Here is an 18,797-nt window from a genome sequence, read left to right as displayed (position 1 = left end):
CGCCCCTCTTCTTGTAGTACTTCGCCAGGTGGCTCTTGACGCGGTCTACGTCCGCCTTCGGCAGGCCGATGCCGCGCGACTTCAAATCAGAAGCCGCATTGCTGCACACCCGTTAGACGAATATCCGTAAAATCGTGTGAAGTCAGCCATATCACCGGACATCGTCACAAACAGGTACCGAACATGCCTGAAGCGAACCAAAAGGGCGAAAGCGATCGTCGTCCAGAAGTGTGGGCAGCGTGAGCCAGCCAAGCGGCACGGACGGCCAACGCCCGCGTCGCACTCCCATCACGCTTGCCATATACCGTGACTTACGCGTCGCCATGGTCGTACTAATGGTGATGGTCGCTGCGGGCGTGATCATCGAAAAGATATCGGCACCCTGCTGGCAATCGGCCATCAGCACCTACTATTACACCTCCGCGCACAGCATCGTCGTCGCCGCGCTCCTGGCGCTCGGCACGCTATTCATCATCTATAGGGGCAGCACCGACACCGAGGATGTCTTGTTGACTCTGGCCGGGGTGAGCGCATTAACCGCCGCGATAGTGCCGCAGCCTCGACCCATGGACCTGTGCCCCGGGCCAGCTAATCTGCCGCTCGACTTCGACGACACCGCCAAGGCCGCCATGCTGCCCAATGTTTGGGCGGTCGCCATCGCGTTGGGTCTGGGCTATTTGCTGATCTGGTCGGTGATGCTGGACCAATGGAGGCGCGGCCGCCCCCCGCGGAAACGAAGGCCGGGCGGAATAGTGTCGCTGTGCGTTTTCTGGCTGATTATGGTGCTCGGACTGATTGCGCTGCTCTTCTTTCCGGACACGTTCAAGGAGTATGCACACGGCGCAGCCGCGGTACTGCTGCTCTCGTCCTTCATCGCCACCACGTTCTGCACCGCATACGTCGTCGGGCGAGAGGACCCGTCGAAGTCAGCGCATCAGCGCGGTTATAAGCGCATCTACTGGGGGATTGCCTGGCTGATGCTGGCGACGTTAATTGCAGTTCTCTGGGTTCATGTCTCAAGAGGGTTGGGGGGCCATTGGGGCCTTCTAGCCGAGGTGGCGCTGATCCTCGAGTTCGCCGCATACTGGGTGGTTCAAACGATCGACCTGTGGAGAACACCCGACCGGATTATGCGCTTCACCAAAGGTCCTCCGCCGTGTCTGTAGTGCGGCAGGTCGCGGGCCGCAAAGCTTGACGTGTGCCAGCGCTAACGCAAGCTCGCTTGCGTCGGTGGTGTCTCGGATCTGGCTCCTGATGTAGTAATAGAGCCAATCGGTGTTACCACCTGCTCCAAACATCCTGGACGGCTTGGCACGACAAGCAACGCCTCGACGGCACGGGCATTTTTGGAAGACACACCCCCAGCAGCGGGGCCATCGCTAAGAGGAAGCGACGGCGAACAAACGCCACTCACCCGGCACACCCTTGAGGTCATGCGTGCCGCGATCCTCGAACTCGATTCCTGACCCGATCACGAGGTCACGCAGCGTGCTGGACACGAGTACGTCGTTTGCGTCGGCCAGTGCGCTCACCCGCGCGCCAATGTGCACGGCGATCCCGCCGATGTCGTCGCCACGCATTTCGCATTCGCCGGTGTGCAACCCGGAGCGCACCTCAAGGCCGAGCGCCTGCACTGCGTCGCGAATTGCCATGGCACAGCGGATCGCTCGTTGCGGGCCGTCGAACATCGCAAGGAAGCCATCACCAGAGGTGTTTACCTCGCTGCCTCGAAAGCGATTGAGTTGGACGCGCACGATGGCGTCGTGGGCGTCCAGCAGCGCATGCCAATCACGGTCGCCGATCTCCGCAGCACGGCGCGTCGAGTCCACGATGTCGGTGAACAACACGGTGGCAAGAACCCGGTCGTCGGCAACCTCTGCCTGGTGACCGGTGAGGAACTCGGCGATCGCCCGGAAGGATTCGCGCCATTCCGGTTCGACGAAGTGGTACATGTTGCGCCCAGGGAGTTCGACGTACTTCGCGCCCGGTATGTGATCAGCGATGTACTTGCCCCACGCGGGCGGGGTCAACGGGTCGTCGGTGTGGTGGACGACGAGGGTTGGCACGCGGACCGTGGGAAGCAGCGCCCGCACGTCGACTTCGGCCGCGAGGGGCTGCACGACTGCGATGGTCCCTGGGCTCGCCGCTTGGCGTTCCATTCGAGCCCAAGCTGCCCTGATCTCCTCGTTCCACGGCATGTCCGGATTCAAGACATGCTGTACCTCCCCCGTCCCCCATATGGCGGCAAAGGCAGCGAGGAGTTCCTCGGGATTGACGCCATCAGCGCGTTCAACCATCGGATTCGCGTAGCACTCCAGCACCACGAGCGCGGTGGTGCGGGACGGATGCGTCGCCGCGAACAGCGCCGCTGGCGCGAACGACCCGTCGAATGCGACGAGGATCGCTTCGCGACTCCCGAGATCGTCCAACACCGCGGTGATGCTGTCGGCCCATTGCTCCAATGTTGGTAGCGCCCCCGGCATGACTGGATCGGACGCTCCCGTGCCCGGCTGGTCGAAGAAGATCAGTCGACCGAGCGATGTCATCGTCTCGACCCACCCTTGAAGGGACGGTAGCTCTGGAAGATGCTCGCAACAGGTGGCCCAGTTCGGGACGAACACGATGTCGCGGGGACCTTCGGGTGAGGTGCGATAGGCGACGTGCAAGTCTCCGTTCAGCGCGTAGCGCGTCTCCGAGAACATTGCGGAAGTGTAAGCCGAGGAACGCGAAGATTACCGGAGTCAGGCCGCTTGGCTGATCGCCAACGAGTCGACGGCACCGTGGTATGGACGTCGCCGACCGGACAGACCTACACCACCCGTCCTGGCAGCCGGCTGTTGTTTCCCGCGCTGTGCGTGCCGACGGGCGAATTACGACTCGCCTCAACGCGATATCGGCCTCCCGGCGATCGTGGAGTGATGATGCCAACGCGCCGCCGGACCCGACAGCACGACCGAGCCCGCCGAATCAATGCCGAACGCGCGCTCAACGCCGCCCACATCGCCGAACGCAACCAGCCGCCGCCCTTCTAGCCCGGTCCCAAACCGGGCACGATGTCACCGAGGCTGAAGGTGACCGGCTGTTCGAGTTGTTCGTATGTGCACGAGCGGGGCTCGCGGTCTGGGCGCCACCGGTTGAACTGTGCGGTGTGGCGAAAGCGCCGGCCTTCCATGTGGTCATAGCGAACCTCGACAACGCGCTCCGGACGCAGCGGCACGAACGAAAGATCCTTTCCGGCGTTCCAGCGCGAGAATTCGTTCTTTCGCGGCGTTCGTTCGCCGGCCTCGTGGGCAGCCCAATTCCAGGGGTGGTCCTCGAACTCGGTGACGAGCTGCTGCAGCTCGGCGAACAGGCGCCGCCGTTCGGCCATCGGAAAAGCGCCGATCACCCCGACGGACGCGAGCTGACCATCGTCCTGGTAGAGCCCGAGCAGCAGCGAGCCGATGGCGTCGCCGCCGGACTTGTGCACGCGATAGCCGGCTACCACGCAGTCGGCGGTCCGCTCGTGCTTGATCTTGAACATGACGCGCTTGTCGGGCTGATAGGTGACGGTCAGCGGCTTGGCGATGACACCGTCGAGTCCGGCTCCCTCGAATTCGTCGAACCAGCGCCGCGCAATATCGACGTCAGTGGTGGCCGGCGTGACGTGGATGGAAGGCCCCGAGTCCGCCAGGGCATCGACTAGGGCGGCGCGCCGCTCGCTGAATGGTCGCCGCATGTAGTCGTCATCGCCCAGGGCGAGCAAGTCGAACGCGATGAAGGACGCCGGCGTCACTTCTGCGAGCATCCGCACGCGCGAATCCGCCGGGTGGATGCGCTGTTGCAGCGCCTCGAAATCCAGGCCGTGGTCGGTGGCGATGACGATCTCTCCGTCGATCACGCAACGCTCGGGCAGCTCCGCCCGCACCGCGGCCACCAACTCGGGGAAATAGCGCGTCAGGGGCCGCTCGTTGCGGCTACCCAGCTCCACGTCGTCACGGTCACGGAAGCAGATGGACCTGAATCCGTCCCATTTCGGTTCGTATGACGCATCGGGCGGGATCGATCGCACCGATTTGGCAAGCATCGGCGACACCGGGGGCATGACGGGTAAGTCCATAGGCCGATTGTGCTGGAATCTTTGGTATGGCTGCTGCAGAAGAGCTCGACGTCGACGGTATTGCGGTGCGCCTGACTAATCCGGACAAGGTCTATTTCCCCAAGCTGGGCTCGAAAGGCACGAAGCGGCGGCTCGTCGAGTATTACCTCGCCGTGGCGGGTGGCCCGATGCTCGACGCGCTCCGTGACCGGCCCACCCATCTGCAGCGTTTCCCGGATGGCATCGACGGTGAGGAGATCTATCAGAAGCGGGTCCCGCAGCACCACCCCGACTACTTGCAGACCTGCCGGGTGACGTTCCCCTCCGGACGGACCGCCGACGCGTTGAAGGTGACGCACCCCTCCGCCATCGTGTGGGCGGCACAGATGGGCACCATCACCTTGCACCCGTGGCAGGTGCGCTGCCCGGATACCGACCATCCCGACGAGTTGCGCATCGACCTGGATCCGCAGCCCGGCGTCGCCTTCGAGCAGGCGCGTGAGGTCGCCGTCGACGTGCTGCGACCGTTGCTCGACGAGCTCGGTCTGGTGGGATACCCCAAGACATCCGGTGGCCGCGGGATCCACGTCTTCCTGCGGATCGCCACCGACTGGGATTTCATCGAGGTGCGCCGCGCCGGCATCGCGCTGGCCCGCGAAGTAGAGCGACGTGCGCCCGCGGCCGCCACCACTGCGTGGTGGAAAGAGCAACGCGGCGAGCGCATCTTCGTCGACTTCAATCAGAACGCCCGGGACCGCACCATGGCGTCGGCGTACTCGGTACGCCCCACCCCGATCGCGACAGTGTCGACGCCGCTGACATGGGACCAGCTGGCCAGCGCGGAACCTGACGACTACACCATCGCAACGGTTCCCGATCTGGTGAAGGGCCGCCAAGACCCCTGGGCCGCAATGAATGACGTGGCGCAGTCGATCGCGCCCCTACTGGAGATCGCCGACGCCGACGAAGAGCGCGGCCTCGGCGATATGCCGTATCCGCCGAACTACCCGAAAATGCCGGGAGAACCGAAACGCGTTCAGCCCAGCCGGGATACGGACTTGAAAAAGAACGGCAAGGCGAAGTAATAGAGCTTCGCCCCATGGATGACGGGGACTGCACAGCTGCGATTTCGTTGTGGCACAGGGCGTGCGGCGATTTGTCACAGTGACGTTGGCGCTGCGCCTAGTCGGCTTGGCGCGCTAACACGCTAGCTGTACGGAACGCCTGGTAGACAGGCGCTTCAAGGATCATCCGACGAAGCGTCGGTGCACTGACTGGCACGCCCCACGGCCGAAGGCAAGCCTGCAAAGTAGAGCGTGCCAGTAGCGCAACCCCGACGGCGGAAAGACCGCCTATGGCGTGCAGGTGATTCCGGTCGCTCCACCGCTGCACGAGAAGGTAGGCAACGTGCATCCGGAGCTCGTCAATGCGGTGAAGGCCAAGACCAAGCCGAGGACAACCTTGTACTTCATACGAGACATGAACCACTCCATCCATCTGAGGAGAAATGTTACGCCCGAGACGAGTTATTTTACGTGGGTACAATCCGAAATGCTATGGGAGTAAACAAAATTGCGATGATCCGGTCCGCCAATATCTATAGGTGGAACAATCACGGCCGAGAATTCGCGTACCGGATTTCCCTGTGCCGCAGCGACTTACGGAGATCGGTCACAGTGATGTTCGCACTGGTTTAGTGGAGCGGCCACGGACGGCAGCGCTCCCGAACCGGCATTCGGCGGCAACGGATTTCGACACGATTGTGCCGATTCGCGCCAAAGCGCACTGCGAGCGCCCGGATCGCGCGATTCACTTTCGTCGCCTATGCGCGCGCACCACGCGACTCGTTGCTCAGATAAGTGCCTGACTTGCAAGCAGTCTCATCTCGAGCAGGACGATGAGAGTCGGTGCGCTAACTGGCACGCCCAAGTACTCGGTAGACTTCAAAGCGGTCGTACCAAGGAAAGCGTGCCAGCAGCGCAACCCCTCGAGGGCCGAACGACCCCCTATGGCGTGCAGGTAACTCCGGTGGCTGCAGTGCTGCAGTCGATGACTAGCGGCACCGTGCAACCCGAGGATGTCAGCGCGGTGGCGGCCAGAATCAGCCCGAGGACAACCTTGTACTTCATACGAGACATGAACCACTCCATCCTTTAGAGGAGAGATGTACGCCCGAGGGGAGTTATGTTACGTGAGTGCAATGCGGAATGCTATGGGATTCACTAAATTTGCGGCGGTCAACTTCAACTGATTGAAAGCGCGGCGTAGTCGCTGGCGGCACGGCCGGCGGATACGTTCTTGATGGCGACCGAGAGCCTGATATGCATTCATTTTCCATAATCTTCCGCATGGGTGGGTGGGGGGATAATATAGGCAGCACACGATCCGACCTACATCTGCAACAAAGCAGGGCGATCCGAAACGTATTCGGGAGAACCGAGATACGGGTTTTGGGTCGCTGCAGCGCTGACGATTGTCGGCGATCCCGGCATCTGCCGTGCCCATTGCAATCCTGCTCGCGAACTCGGCAGGCTATCTGCACGACCACACCGACCGTGCCCGCGTATCCGCCCGCGCCATTTTCGGTGCGCTCTTCCCCGAACTACCGGCATCATGAATGCAATTCACGCAGAAGGATCATTCGCGCCTTGTTGGGCCGGACCGTCGTTAGATTCCAAATCTGGTCAACCCGACCGAGAAAAGTAAGCTTCTTCGCTATGCCCGTGGTTATTCGTGCGTGGTGCGCGACGTTAGCTTTTGTGCTCTCGGTGCCGGCCAGTATTACCGCTGCGGGCGCGGCGCTCGCGGCGCCGATCGGCAACGACGCCGCCGACCGGCTGATCGGCTGGGACACCTATCGACGGCTGGACCGGTTGCCGTATCTGCGCACCGACACGCAGGCCCTGCAGCTCTCCAGTTTCGACCGCAGCGGCGGTGATTTCGACCTCTCCACCGGTAACCGCAACGGGACCGGAGGATGTTTGAACTCCGGCGGTGCCGGCTGCGTCATCGCGGAGGATCGCGGTGCCGGTGAGGTGGATTCGATCTGGCTCACCCGCGACGGCGGCAAGGTGACCCGGATCGGGAACATCCGCGTCGAACTGGACGGACGAACCGTGCTCGACGCTCCCCTGCAATCGGTGGTCGACGGCGCATTGGGTGCGCCGTTCGAATGGCCGCTCGTTGCGAATGCGGCGCAGTCGCCGGGCGGTGTGTACATCAAGGTGCCGATGCCCTACCGACAGTCGATGCGGATCAGCGTCGCATCGAATCTCGAGTACTACCACGTCGACTATCGCCAATTCTCGAGCGCCGTGGGCGTCTCAACTTTCTCGCCCGCCGACCCCGCGCTCGACGTGCTCGCCACGATGCGCGCCGCGGGCACCGTTGACCCCAAACCGTCTGCGGCTGCGGCGGTTCACGACAACCGGGTTATCGAGGTCCCGGCCCGGGCCGAGACGACCATCGCGGAATCGACCGGCCCGGGCACCATCTCGGCGTTACGGCTGCAACTGCCCGAACCGGCGGACCAACTGCTGAGCGGCTTGCGGCTGCAAATGGACTTCGACGGCCGCACCATGGTCGACTCCCCGCTCGGGGAGTTCTTCGGCGCCGGGCTGGGTGCCAATACCGTGCGGTCCCTGATGTTCGCCGTAGTCCAGCAGCCCGGAGGACCGCTGTCGCTGTCCGCATGGTGGCCCATGCCTTTCGCCCACGCGGCCCGCATCACGCTTGTGAACACCACCGACGACCCGGTAGCCGGAATCGACAGCGACGTGACCATCGCCCCCGATGCCCAATGGGCGCCCGCACTGGCCAGCGGTCGCGCCGGCTACTTCACCGCTCGCTCGCATGCCGGGCCGACGGTCCCCGGCCAAGACTGGTTGTTCGCCGACGAACAGGGCCACGGGAAATTCGTCGGCGTCAGCCACACCATCCGCGGTTCTCGAATCAGGACCGCGTTCAGTGACGCCGCCCCTTACTTTCTCGAAGGGGCCGAACGCGTCTACACGGACGGCGCCGGGTCGCCCCAGTGGTATGGCACCGGTACCGAGGACCTCTACGAGGGCGGCTGGTATTTCAAGGACGGCACCCGCTTCAGCGACCCGCTCACCGGACAACCGGACCGGCGCACGGCCACCGCCGGCTGCGCCGACTACTGTGTCGCCGTCTATCGGCTCATGCTCGCCGACGCCATCGATTACCACTCCGCGATCCGCTTCGGCATCGAGCACGGTAAACGGAACATGGTTCAACCCGACTACAGCTCAACAGCTTTCCTCTACACGCAGCCGAATGACACCCTTACGCCTGGCGACAACGTTCGCCCGGGCGACCCGGTCAGTCGACTCCTGCACGGCTACGCCGACACTGACGGCGCCGATCAGCTGCTGGTCAGCGAATATGAAGGCGCCGACGACACCCGTCCGGTGATCGGATCGGTCCGCGCCACCAACGCCGCGGTCACGTTCCACCTCGAGACCAACCCGGACAACCGCGGCATCCTGCTGCGCCGCACGTCGGATCAGGCGGACGGCTTCCAGTCGGCGGACATCACCATCGATGGCGTCCCCGTCGGGAATTGGCTGCAGCCCCGCAGCAACAGCTTTCATCGCTGGCTCGACGACACGTACCTCTTGCCGCAATCGGTAACCGCGGGCAAAGGGCAGCTGACGATCAGCCTCACGCCCGTACCCGACTCCCCGCCGTGGACGGCCAGCCGCTATGAGATCGAGACGCTGACCGGTTCAACCGATTAGACCGCGGCCGACCGCACCACCCGATTGGCGATCAGGGCCACCACGACGCCCGTCAACCCGCCGACGGGAGCCATCAACGACGAGCATCCCGACAGCACGAAGAACCCGAACGCGGCGCCGACGGTCAGCAAGGTCGCGTGCACGGGCGTCCAGCGCGCCATCGACGGCAACCGGAACGACAAGCCCATGCCAAGGAGCAGCGCCAGAACGTGACCGAACGCGGTGAAGTCCGCGTCAGACGTGGCCACCAACCCGATGCCAAGCCACCAACCGATCCAGGCCGGACGCCAGCGCAACGGTATCGATGCGGTCAGGGCGCCCAGCACGCACACCGCGCCGTAGCTGATCCCGACATCGGTGGCCCGCGCGACCGAGAACGGCAACCATCCCGTCTCCACCGCGGCGACCAGCCCTACCGCGAGGATCAAGGTGGCGCCGATGTGGCCGACGGCAAAGGTGATCAGCAAGCCCCTACCGCGCCAGATGAGTTCGCCCAGCGCCAGCAGGCACACCAGCCCGGGCAACCAGAGATAGACGTTGCCCCCGTCGCTGACGAATGCGCTACCGACCAGGGCGGCCAGGTGGCCGTGCGCCAGGTTGTGCAGGTTGGTGCTCATTTCGCTGACGACCGAGGCGCGGGTGCGCGCACCCATAGCGGTCAGGGTGACGGAGACCGCGAGCAACAGGACGGCGTACGCCACAGTGACACGCAAGCGGTCGGCGCGTGCGCGAACGTTCGTGCTGGAAGACGTCATTGGCCGTTCCAACCGCGGTCGCGGGCCAGCAGGTCGGCCACGGTCTCCCGGCGCACCAGTTCTCGAGCGCGGCCGCCGGAGACCGCGACCAGCGGCGGCCGACCCACCAGGCTGAGGCTCGATACCGTCGAGTGCTGATAGGCGCCGGTGCAGGCCACCGCCAGCAGATCTCCGGGGTGGATGTCCGCGGGCAGCTCGACGTCGCGCGCGATCTCGTCACCGTGTCCATTCCGGCCCACGACGGTGACGGGTGTACTGGCGGTCGGGCGGTGGCGGTTCGCCAGTGCCACCGTGTATTTCGCGCCCATACGCCGCGGGTTGTCGGCCGGTCCGCCGTCCACCGCGACGAAGGTATGCCCGCCCGGCTGCCGCTTGACAGCTGTGACCCGGCACAGGGTCACCCCGGCGCGTGCGGCGATCGCCCGGCCTGGCTCGATCACGATCTTCGGCCGCGGGAATCCGCGCTCCGCGCAAGCGGATTCCAACGCGGCATCGACGGTGGCCCCGAGCGACCGCAGGTTGAGTTCCGGGTCGCCCGAACGGTATGGGATCGCGTGACCGCCGCCGAGATTGAGCTCAGTGAGCACGACCTGATGGTGTTCGCGGACCTCGGCCATCACGCCGATCATCTGCCGGATAGCCGCACCGTAGAGCGAGGCGTCGGTGAGGTGCGCCCCGAGTTGGCAGTGCAGCCCCACCAAGTCGAGCGACGGCTGGTCCACGACACGCCTGAGTGCCGCCTGGCCCCCCGACAGGGCGAAGCCGAATTTTTGGTCGGGCGCCCCGACGTCGGGAATGACCCGCACCAGGACGCGCTGCCGGTGACGCACCCGGCAGGCGAGCAGCGAGATCTCGCTGGGTGAGTCGATCACGATCCGCCCGACCCCGGCCTCGATCGCGTCACCGAGCTCAGTCGCGGTCTTCGCGCCGGCCAGGACGATCCGCGAGGGCGGGACGTCGGCAGCCAGCGCGGTGGCCAGCTCGGCGGCCGAGCAGACCTTCACGCCGGCCCCTTCGTCCGCGGCCCAGCGGGCCACGTCCACGCTGAACAACGCCTTGCCGCCGTAAATCAGCTCGGCATCGGGGAGCGTCGCGCGATAGCAGCGGATGCGAGCGCGAAAATCCTCCTCGTCCACCACGTGGATGGGGGTGCCGTACTCGGCGGCGATATCGTCGGCGGCGACGTCGCCGACGCACAATCGGCCCAGGTCGTCGACGTACGCGCTGAGCGGCCAGACCGCGCGATCGAGGTGGGGGTTCAACCCGTGCCTCACCGACGGAAGCAGCTCGAAGAGCGTCATACCTCCACGGTGCCGGTCCGGCCGCGGGCGTGCCGCCGTCTTAACGAAGCCTTCACACCCGGGCGGTAAATCTTCACAGATCCGGAACACTGGCCGCGATCGAGGCGATCACCTCGTTCGCCGGCAGGATCGCGGTCGCGTAGTTCGGGATGTTCACCTCGAGCGCGGCGCGCATCTCCACGTCCGAATAGTCCGCCGTTGCGTCGCGCACCACGGTGACCTCGTAACCAAGCTCCGCGCCGTACCGCACCGTGGCCTCGAGGCAGGTGTGGGCGATCAGCCCCATGACGATGAGCCGATGAATGCCGTGCCGTTTGAGCTGCAGGTCCAAATCCGTATTGGCGAAACCACTTGAACACCAATGCTCATGGGCGACGACGTCGCCGGGCTGCGGTTCGAACCTGTCGCGTAGCTCGCCACCCCAGGTGCCGAACTCGAAGGTCTTGCGTGACCACGCCGCCTTCTGAACGGGGGCGATGTATTTCCACGTCTCGTAATCGCCGGGGCGGTATCGGCGATGCAGCGCGTAGAACACGCGGATATGCGCGGACCGCGCGGCGTCGAGCACCTGCCTCATGTGCGTGACGCAGTCGTTGCTCTCGATGACGTTCTTCAGGCGCTCCCACACCTTGCCGCCGGGGGAGATGAAGTCGTTGTACGGATCGATCACCACCAGCCCGGTGGTGTCCTTGTCAAATGTCACGCCGACATCATCCCTCTCCGGCATCTTGACTGCCCGGTCTACCTGCTGCTAGACATGGGTGCGCCTGAATTTGGGCGATCGCCCAAACGGCGTGGAGGTGAAGCATCGATGACCGTCACCAGCGACACGGACGTCTACTACGACCCCTACGACGTCGACATCAACGCCGACCCGTATCCGACGTACGCGCGGCTGCGCGAAGAGGCACCGATCTACTACAACGAGCGCTATGACTTCTGGGCGCTGTCCCGCCATTCCGACGTCGAGCGGGCGCTGGCCAACTGGGAGACGTTCTCCAGCAAGCGCAGTGACATCCTCGAGCTCATCCAGTCGAAATTCGACATGCCCGGTGGCGTCATGATGTTCCAGGATCCGCCCGAGCACACCAGGCTGCGCGGCCTGATGGCGCGAGTGTTCACGCCGCGCCGGATGGCCGCCCTCGAGGACCAGATTCGGCAATACTGCGTGCGGTGCCTGGACCCGCTCGTCGGCTCGCAAGGCTTCGACATCATCGCGGAGCTTGCCTCGATGATGCCGATGCGGGTGATCGGGATGTTGTTGGGAATCCCTGAGTCCGAACAAGTCTCGGTGCGCGACGCCAATGATGCCAACCTGCGCACCAAGCCGGGCGCACCGCTGAAGGTTGTCGACGCCGAGTCGATCGCCGACGGCCGGATCTACGCCGACTACGTGGAATGGCGGGCCAAGAACCCTTCCGACGACCTCATGACGACGCTGCTCAACGTCGAGTTCGACGATGAGCACGGGGTGCACCGAAAACTGACGCGCAAGGAGGTGCTGCACTACACGCAGGTGGTGGCCGGGGCGGGCAACGAGACGACCGGCCGGCTGATCGGCTGGCTGGCCAAGGTGCTCGCCGAGCATCCCGACCAGCGGCGCGCCGTCGATGAGGATCGGTCACTGTTGACCCGTACCGTCGACGAGACGCTGCGATTCGAGCCGACGGGGCCCCACGTCGCGCGTTGGATGGCAAGGGATTTCGAGTGTTACGGCACGACGGTTCCGGCCGGCAGCGCCATGCTGCTGCTGTTCGGCGCCGCCAACCGCGACCACCGCCGCTACACCGATCCCGACACCTACAACGTCCGTCGCGACAACATCTCGCACATCACGTTCGGGAAGGGTGTGCACTACTGCCTCGGCGCCAACCTGGCCCGCCTGGAGGGCCGCGTCGCGCTGGACGAGATCCTGAACCGCTGGCCCGAATGGGGTATCGACTACGACACGGCGCAATTGGCCTCGACGTCGACGGTGCGGGGCTGGGAGCGGCTGCGAGTCGTGTTGCCCTGATTCGGGTTAACTCGGCATCTCGAATCGGTCGACCATTCGGTTCATCAGCGAGATGGCCTCCTGGTGGCCGGTCGTCGCGCCCAGCGCCTGCTCCAGGATCAGCATGCGGCCGACCGCGGCGATGATGACCGCGATGCCGGCGGGTGGAAACTCCTCGGTGTTCAGGTCATTTTTGCGGACAATGAAATTCAGCGCGGTGATCTGCATTTCGCGCCACCGCTCGAACCAGGCGGCGATCTCGGCCCTGATGTCCTTGCGGTGGTTGGCCAGGCCCATGAACTCCAGCAGCAGGCGGGTGTCCTTCGGCTCGATGAGCGTTTCCCAGAAGGCGTGCAGGGGGCGGTCGGATGCCAACGCGCGCTGTTGGCGCTCCAGGTACGCGGCAGCGCCGCGCCGGAAGACATTCAGGTAGAGCTCGTCCATGGTGGGGAAGTAGTAGTGCACCAGGGCGGGCTTGACGCCGGCTTCGGCCGCCACCCGGCGTGACGTCGCCGCGGCGTAACCCTCGTCGACCATGATCTGGATCGTCGCGTCGATGAGCATGTCGCGCGTCGTGGAGTCCCTGGCCATCAACGGACCCTAATTTGGGCGATCGCTAAAAATCAACACGGCGGGTGGGACAAGCGCAGGCCAAGTTCATGATTAGGGAATCGGCGACCGGGGAATTGCTCCGAACAGTTCAAAAAGTGAAGGAAAAAAACCGTGGCTCCAAGCTTCGAAGACGTCATCGCATCCAAGTACCTGCTTCTGACCACATTCACCAAGGACGGCCGCCCGAAACCGACGGCGATCTGGGGTGTGCCCGACGGGGAGAAGCTCCTGGTCATCACCGACGACGGGTCGTGGAAAACAAAGCGGATCAACAACACGCCCCGGGTGACGATCGCCAAGAGCGGCGCCCTGGGCAAGCCGAAGAGCGAGCCGGTCGAAGCGATCGCGCGGGTCCTGCCGAAGTCCGAGACGCGGCGCGTCTACAACGCCGTGCTCAAGCGGTACTGGTACCACGCCTGGTGGTTCTACGCGCACTCGATCGTCCGGGGCGGCATCGACAAGGTGCACGTGGGGCTGGAGATCAAGCCGGCCGCTTAGCGTCGCTCTTCGGATCGATCAGGATTTTCGCGTGCGCCTCGGGGTCACCGAGTGCCTCGAAAGCGGCTTCGACGCCGGACAACCCGACCGTCCCGGTGATCAGCGGCGCGACGTCGACCTTGCCGTCGGCGAGCATATGCAGGGTGTCACGGAACTCAAGTGGCGTGTAGCCGAGCACGAACCGCAGGTCGATTTCTTTGTTGATCGCCATGGCCGGTCGAATGCGGTCGGCACCCATGCAGACGCCGACGACGACGACCCGCGAGAACAGCGGCGCGCTGGAGATGATGTCGTCGATGATGCCCGGGACGCCGACGCATTCGAAGATGACGGGATGCTTGGGCGTTGCCGCGCCGGCGGCCTCGGCGGCGCGCCAGACGTGCCACCACGGCACCCGCAGCCTTTGTAGCTTCTCGATCGTGCCGACCGCGAGGTCGAATGCCTCGAGGATGCCTTGCAGATGCTTGCGTCCGGCCTGGGTTGCGTACGGCGAGTCCTGTGCGGGGTCGACGACGATATCGGCGCCGCAGGCCGTCGCGAGCGCACGGCGGCCCGCCGAGAAGTCGCTCGCGACGACGGTGCGCACCCCATGCGACTTGAGCATGCAAATAACCGCGAGACCGATTGGCCCGCAGCCGATGACGATGGCGACGTCACCCTTGCCCACCTCGCCGCGCCGAACGGCATGCCACCCGACGGCCATCGGCTCGGTCAACGCGGCGACGTCAGGGGACAGTCCGTTCGGAACGGCGAACGTCAGCGACTGCTCGACCAGAAGCTGCTCGGCGTAGGCGCCCGGCGCCATGGTCGACAACCCGATCCCGTGCACCTCCTTGCCGCGCCGCAGTAGCGGCAGGGCGACGACAGGGGTCCCGGGCCGCGGGGCCTTGCGGGTGCCGGGACCGTAATCGAGTACCTCGCCGCAGAACTCATGGCCGAACACCACCTGCTGATCCGATCGCATGAACGCGTCATATCCCGACTCGGCCATCACGTCGGCGAGTTCGTCGCAGTGCCGCCGCGCGTGCAGGTCCGATCCGCAGATGCCACATCGGAGGACGTCGATCAGCAACTGGCCTTTGGCCGGCGTCGGTGTGGGTAGATCGACGACGTCCAGCTTCGCGTTGGTGCACGTTACGCTCTTCATCAGTCGATCCTCCTACACGGTGGCCGACTTGGGATTCGAAGGTTGCAGTCCTGCCGCCTCTTTCAGCTCTCCATAGGCCCGTCGGGTGCACCGGGCGAGGCGCGGCAGGTCATCGAGTGCCGCGGCGTTGGCGACGAAACCGAAGTCCATGCTGTCGTGGTAGGACGCGAAGGTGGCGTTGAGTCCGATCGAGGCCGCGAGGGCGGAAACCGGGTAGATGCCGAGGAGGCGCGCACCGTTGAGGTATTTGATCTCCGCTGCGCCCGCCACGTTGGAGATCACGAGGTTGCACGCCGGGTGCACGACGCGGTCCAGGTGCGTGGATGAACCCAGGCCGGCGAGCGCGACGAGCCCGGCCGCATAGGTGAGTGCCGCCTCGCTGGACATGCGGCTGAGCTCCTTCTTGCACGCGGCGACCGAGTCCACCACCTGGTGGATCCGTTCTGTCATGCCCGCTCCGGGCTCTCCGAGTCGCGGAAACACCGCCGACACTCGCGTGCCGATCGTCGTGTCCCGGCCGCCGCGCAGCGACACCGGACACATCGCAATGAAAGGGTGCGCGAAGGCTTGGCCCGTCTCGCGTAGGTAGGCGTGCAGTCCGGCGTCGATGACCGTGACAGCCACGTCATTCAGGGTGGCCCCGAGGCGCCGCCCGACCTCATGCATTTCTTCGAGCGGCAAGGAAAGCGTCGCGAAGCTTCGCCCGATCTGCAGCGGGGCGTTGGTCGGGGCGTGTTGCGCCCCGAACGGCAGACTGCCCTCCAGATGCGATTGGACGATAGTCGCGAAGAGCTTGCGCAGCGCGCCGGCCGAAATCTGGCTGAGCGCCTCGACCTGCGTGAGGGTCGCGCGAATCGAGTCGGCGATCCGCGACGTGAGGGGTGTCGGAGGGTGCGGCGTGGGTTCCGGCGCGCCCAGCGCGAAGGCGGGTGTCGGGACGGTGCGCTCCCCGGTCGTGCTCAGCCCGGCGTACAGAAGCTTGAGGCCGGATTCGCCGTCGATGATCGAGTGATGGGTCTTCGTGTAAATCGCGAACATACCGTCCGGCACCCCGTCGATCACCCAGCACCGAAACAGCGGCCGGTTACGGTCGAGTTGTGGCTCGTGCAGATCCGCGACGAGCCGCAGCAGATCGTCGTAGGAGGAACGAGCGGGGAGGGCCAGGTGTCCGACGTGGTAGTTGGGGTCCCAGTGCGTCACCTCTCGGAAATGGGGCGCCCCCCGACCGAGCAGTTCCGGAACGTAGTTGAAGGGCGGCGCCGGCGTGCACGCCCGATACGCCTTTACGATCTCGCGCACTATGGGCGCGCGGCCGGCCGGCTTCTTGAACAACAGCATGGCGCCGACATGCGTAGTACCGGCCGGCGACTCGATCAACAGCCATGAAAGATCCAGGGGTGGAATGGGTTTGGTCATGCCGTACCTCCAATCCGAAGTCCGACCCTGCCTGGGCGCGCATGACTCGAATCGATACGGCGATGGTCTCTCCGCCGACCACGGCCGGCGAGAGCATTAGGACCCCGTTTACGGCAGTCGTTGGTCCTTCAGCTGAGCGCCCCGCACCGCTCAGCTCACGGCGCGAAGGGCTTCGAACGTGTCAGCCAGAGTCTCTTGCGGATCCCGGTAGGTAATGCCGAGTTCGCGCTCGCTGGGCGAATCGTCGGACGCCGGCATCTGCGTGTAGTACTGCATCCCGGCCCACGTGAAGGGCGTATCGAAGGGTACGAACCGGCTGGCGCGATCCATTACCGCGCCAGCGACGCGCAGGGCGGTGTCGGGAATCGGAACCGAGACCATCGCCGACCCGGACACCTCGCCGAGCATCTTTGCCAACTCCGCCGCCGGAACGCGATGGCCGCCCGCCATGTACCGGCGCGGGCCGCGGCCGGACTCCAGCAGCGCCACATGCAACGCGGCCAAATCGCGCACGTCGACGATCAACCAGGCCCCGCTCCGCCCCGGGATCACATGCATCTGCAGGGCGGCCTTGACGCCTTCGCCGGCCTCCCCGAACTGGTCACCCACCGGCGGACCGATGACCATGCCCGGGTAGGTGATGTTCACCGGCGCGCCCGCATCCTGCAGACCGCGGGCATAGATCTCGACCTGCGCCTTGGAAGTCCCGTAGCCGTCCGCCCCGCCGACGACCGGCAGGTCCGCCGACAGCTCTTCCAGGCCGGCATGAAAGAGCGCGCTGAAACTGGACACGTGGACGATCGGGTCCAAGCCCAACTCGACCGACTGGCCGAGGACATTCTGGGCGCCCTGCATGTTGGTGGTAAGCATTTCCGTCGTCTGGCGCGGGTCGGTGGCGACCAGGGCGGCGCTGTGCACGACGGCTTCGCAGCCGTCCAGCGCCTTGCGCACCGCGATCCGATCGGTGATGTCGGCGACGGCGAAGTCGGACACGTCGACGCCCAGCTTGGCCACCGTAGTTTCCAGCTTGCCGGGGTTGCGCACCAGGAATCGGATCGAGTGCCCCGCGTCTGCGATGGCTTTGGCCGTCCAGCCGCCGACGAATCCCGTACCGCCTGTGATCAGAACGCGCATGCTGCGATCTTTGCAGGGCCTTCCGGGCTACAGGTGACTGGAGGCGAAGTTGGCCGCCTGACCCGTCATGCCGTTCACGCCGTAGGAGACGTGCGCGGCGAAGTCGCCGCCGTTGCCGCTGCCGCACACCGGGTCGCCCTGGGCGCACAGCTCGATGGTCTTCGGCTGATACAGCGGGCCGATGGCCAGCGGGGGGGCGTGATACTTCTGCAAGAAGTCGCCCGACGGCGTTCCGAACAGGGTGACCGCGGCGACATGGTTGGCAACGTCGGGCGGCATGGGCGGGGGCACGGCCGACGCGGGCACGCCCGGCGGCACGGCCGCAGAGGTGACATAACCGGCCAGGGCCGCGCCCTGCGAATACCCGCCGAGCACCTCGCGGGTGTTAGGGCAGTTCTTGGCCGTGGCCTCTACATGCGAACTGGCGTCACGGATGCCGTCGACCACCGTCTGCGGGAAGCTGGGATCCGAAAAATCCGTGCTGGCAGGGTAATTCACCGCGTACACGCCGAGCGAGCGCGAGCCGATCTGCGAGCGCAGCGCGTCCACGAACGACCCGCCGATACCACCGATGCCGGGCGGCTCGCCCGACCCGCGGGCGAACACCACCTCGACATCGGGACACGGTTCCGCGGACGCCGACGGGCTGGGCGCGCTGGATACCAGGGCGCCGGCTACCAGCGCCGCCAGTCCAACGAGCGCCGGCAGCCGGCGCAGCGCGGAAAGCCCGCTCACTTCTTGAACGCGTCTTTCACCTTCTCGCCCGCGTCCTTGAGGCTGGACTTCGCCTGGTCGGCCCGGCCCTCGTCCCTGGTGTCGTGGTCCCCGGTCGCCTTGCCGACGGCCTCTTTGGCCCGCCCGCCCAGGTCTTCGATCTTGTTCTTCAGCTTGTCCTCGTTACTCATGCCGCTGTGGCTACCCAGCAATGGGAGATGTTGAAACCCCGTCCTGCCATCATGGAGGGTGTGAGCGCCGCAATCGTGGTCGCAATAGTGGTGGGGCTGATGCTGCTGGGCATCGGCATGGTGGTCAACCAGTTGCTTCGGCTGCGCAGGTATCTGAACCTGTCTCTTATACACATCTGACGCTGCCGACGATCGCAT

The 18,797-nt window shown here is 65.1% G+C and carries 16 protein-coding genes and 1 pseudogene; 6 read left to right on the top strand and 11 right to left on the bottom strand.

Annotation, left to right across the window (positions count from 1 at the left end):
* Positions 1–335: 335 nt before the first annotated feature.
* Positions 336–1,166, top strand: coding sequence for a hypothetical protein (locus A5781_RS05655; RefSeq protein WP_156624426.1), 831 nt, complete (start codon positions 336–338; stop codon positions 1,164–1,166).
* A 213-nt stretch (positions 1,167–1,379) separates the two neighbouring features.
* Here A5781_RS05655 and A5781_RS05650 read toward each other — a convergent pair whose 3' ends face one another.
* Positions 1,380–2,702: an adenylate/guanylate cyclase domain-containing protein gene (locus tag A5781_RS05650; RefSeq protein WP_067202466.1), complete on the bottom strand. Its 1,323-nt coding sequence runs from the start codon at positions 2,700–2,702 to the stop codon at positions 1,380–1,382.
* A gap of 54 nt (positions 2,703–2,756) precedes the next feature.
* Between A5781_RS05650 and A5781_RS26080 the strand changes: the two are divergent.
* Positions 2,757–3,032 (top strand): annotated as a pseudogene (locus A5781_RS26080) (HNH endonuclease); the annotation flags it as partial.
* Here A5781_RS26080 and A5781_RS05645 read toward each other — a convergent pair.
* On the bottom strand, positions 3,029–4,099 hold the full coding sequence (locus A5781_RS05645; protein ID WP_067202463.1) for an ATP-dependent DNA ligase: 1,071 nt from the start codon (positions 4,097–4,099) through the stop codon (positions 3,029–3,031). The pseudogene A5781_RS26080 and the gene A5781_RS05645 sit on opposite strands and share 4 nt — an antisense overlap.
* Positions 4,100–4,125: 26 nt before the next feature.
* On the opposite strand from A5781_RS05645, the gene ligD reads away from it, so the two are divergent.
* Positions 4,126–5,163, top strand: a complete 1,038-nt coding sequence (gene ligD, locus A5781_RS05640; RefSeq protein ID WP_067202461.1) for a non-homologous end-joining DNA ligase — start codon at positions 4,126–4,128, stop codon at positions 5,161–5,163.
* A gap of 1,632 nt (positions 5,164–6,795) precedes the next feature.
* A complete protein-coding gene (locus tag A5781_RS05635) occupies positions 6,796–8,838 on the top strand; it encodes a glycoside hydrolase family 172 protein (RefSeq protein ID WP_082939219.1) in 2,043 nt (680 codons plus the stop codon).
* On the opposite strand, the gene A5781_RS05630 is transcribed toward A5781_RS05635, so the two are convergent.
* The 3 genes from A5781_RS05630 to A5781_RS05620 all read right to left on the bottom strand — a co-directional run bounded on the left by A5781_RS05630 (position 8,835) and on the right by A5781_RS05620 (position 11,597).
* A complete protein-coding gene (locus tag A5781_RS05630; protein ID WP_067202458.1) occupies positions 8,835–9,593 on the bottom strand; it encodes a rhomboid-like protein in 759 nt (252 codons plus the stop codon). The two genes, A5781_RS05635 and A5781_RS05630, sit on opposite strands and share 4 nt — an antisense overlap.
* Positions 9,590–10,894: a diaminopimelate decarboxylase gene (locus tag A5781_RS05625; protein ID WP_067202456.1), complete on the bottom strand. Its 1,305-nt coding sequence runs from the start codon at positions 10,892–10,894 to the stop codon at positions 9,590–9,592. The genes A5781_RS05630 and A5781_RS05625 overlap by 4 nt, the downstream gene beginning before the upstream one ends.
* 73 nt (positions 10,895–10,967) lie before the next feature.
* Positions 10,968–11,597, bottom strand: a complete 630-nt coding sequence (locus A5781_RS05620; protein ID WP_231990645.1) for a cysteine hydrolase family protein — start codon at positions 11,595–11,597, stop codon at positions 10,968–10,970.
* A 108-nt stretch (positions 11,598–11,705) separates the two neighbouring features.
* On the opposite strand from A5781_RS05620, the gene A5781_RS05615 reads away from it, so the two are divergent.
* Complete coding sequence (locus A5781_RS05615) at positions 11,706–12,908, top strand: cytochrome P450 (protein ID WP_067202450.1); 1,203 nt, start codon at positions 11,706–11,708, stop codon at positions 12,906–12,908.
* A gap of 6 nt (positions 12,909–12,914) precedes the next feature.
* Here the strand turns inward: A5781_RS05615 and A5781_RS05610 are convergent, their stop codons facing one another.
* Positions 12,915–13,451, bottom strand: coding sequence for a TetR/AcrR family transcriptional regulator (locus tag A5781_RS05610; RefSeq protein WP_067202706.1), 537 nt, complete (start codon positions 13,449–13,451; stop codon positions 12,915–12,917).
* Between the two features lie 159 nt (positions 13,452–13,610).
* Here A5781_RS05610 and A5781_RS05605 point away from each other — a divergent pair, with 159 nt between their 5' ends.
* Positions 13,611–13,997, top strand: coding sequence for a PPOX class F420-dependent oxidoreductase (locus A5781_RS05605; RefSeq protein WP_067202446.1), 387 nt, complete (start codon positions 13,611–13,613; stop codon positions 13,995–13,997).
* Here A5781_RS05605 and A5781_RS05600 read toward each other — a convergent pair.
* The 5 genes from A5781_RS05600 to A5781_RS05580 all read right to left on the bottom strand — a co-directional run bounded on the left by A5781_RS05600 (position 13,981) and on the right by A5781_RS05580 (position 18,599).
* Positions 13,981–15,144 (bottom strand): zinc-binding dehydrogenase, encoded by a 1,164-nt coding sequence (locus tag A5781_RS05600; protein ID WP_067202443.1) that lies wholly within the window; start codon positions 15,142–15,144, stop codon positions 13,981–13,983. The genes A5781_RS05605 and A5781_RS05600 overlap by 17 nt on opposite strands.
* A gap of 12 nt (positions 15,145–15,156) precedes the next feature.
* Positions 15,157–16,560: a wax ester/triacylglycerol synthase family O-acyltransferase gene (locus A5781_RS05595; RefSeq protein WP_067202440.1), complete on the bottom strand. Its 1,404-nt coding sequence runs from the start codon at positions 16,558–16,560 to the stop codon at positions 15,157–15,159.
* A 150-nt stretch (positions 16,561–16,710) separates the two neighbouring features.
* Positions 16,711–17,694 (bottom strand): NAD-dependent epimerase/dehydratase family protein, encoded by a 984-nt coding sequence (locus tag A5781_RS05590; protein ID WP_067202437.1) that lies wholly within the window; start codon positions 17,692–17,694, stop codon positions 16,711–16,713.
* Positions 17,695–17,721: 27 nt separating this feature from the next.
* A complete protein-coding gene (locus tag A5781_RS05585; protein WP_082939224.1) occupies positions 17,722–18,402 on the bottom strand; it encodes a cutinase family protein in 681 nt (226 codons plus the stop codon).
* 23 nt (positions 18,403–18,425) lie between these two features.
* On the bottom strand, positions 18,426–18,599 hold the full coding sequence (locus tag A5781_RS05580) for a CsbD family protein (RefSeq protein WP_066954818.1): 174 nt from the start codon (positions 18,597–18,599) through the stop codon (positions 18,426–18,428).
* Positions 18,600–18,797: the final 198 nt, after the last annotated feature.

The organism is Mycobacterium sp. 852002-30065_SCH5024008, assembly GCF_001665645.1.
Lineage (GTDB): Bacteria > Actinomycetota > Actinomycetes > Mycobacteriales > Mycobacteriaceae > Mycobacterium > Mycobacterium paraffinicum.
This window is presented reverse-complemented; position numbering and strand designations above follow the sequence as displayed.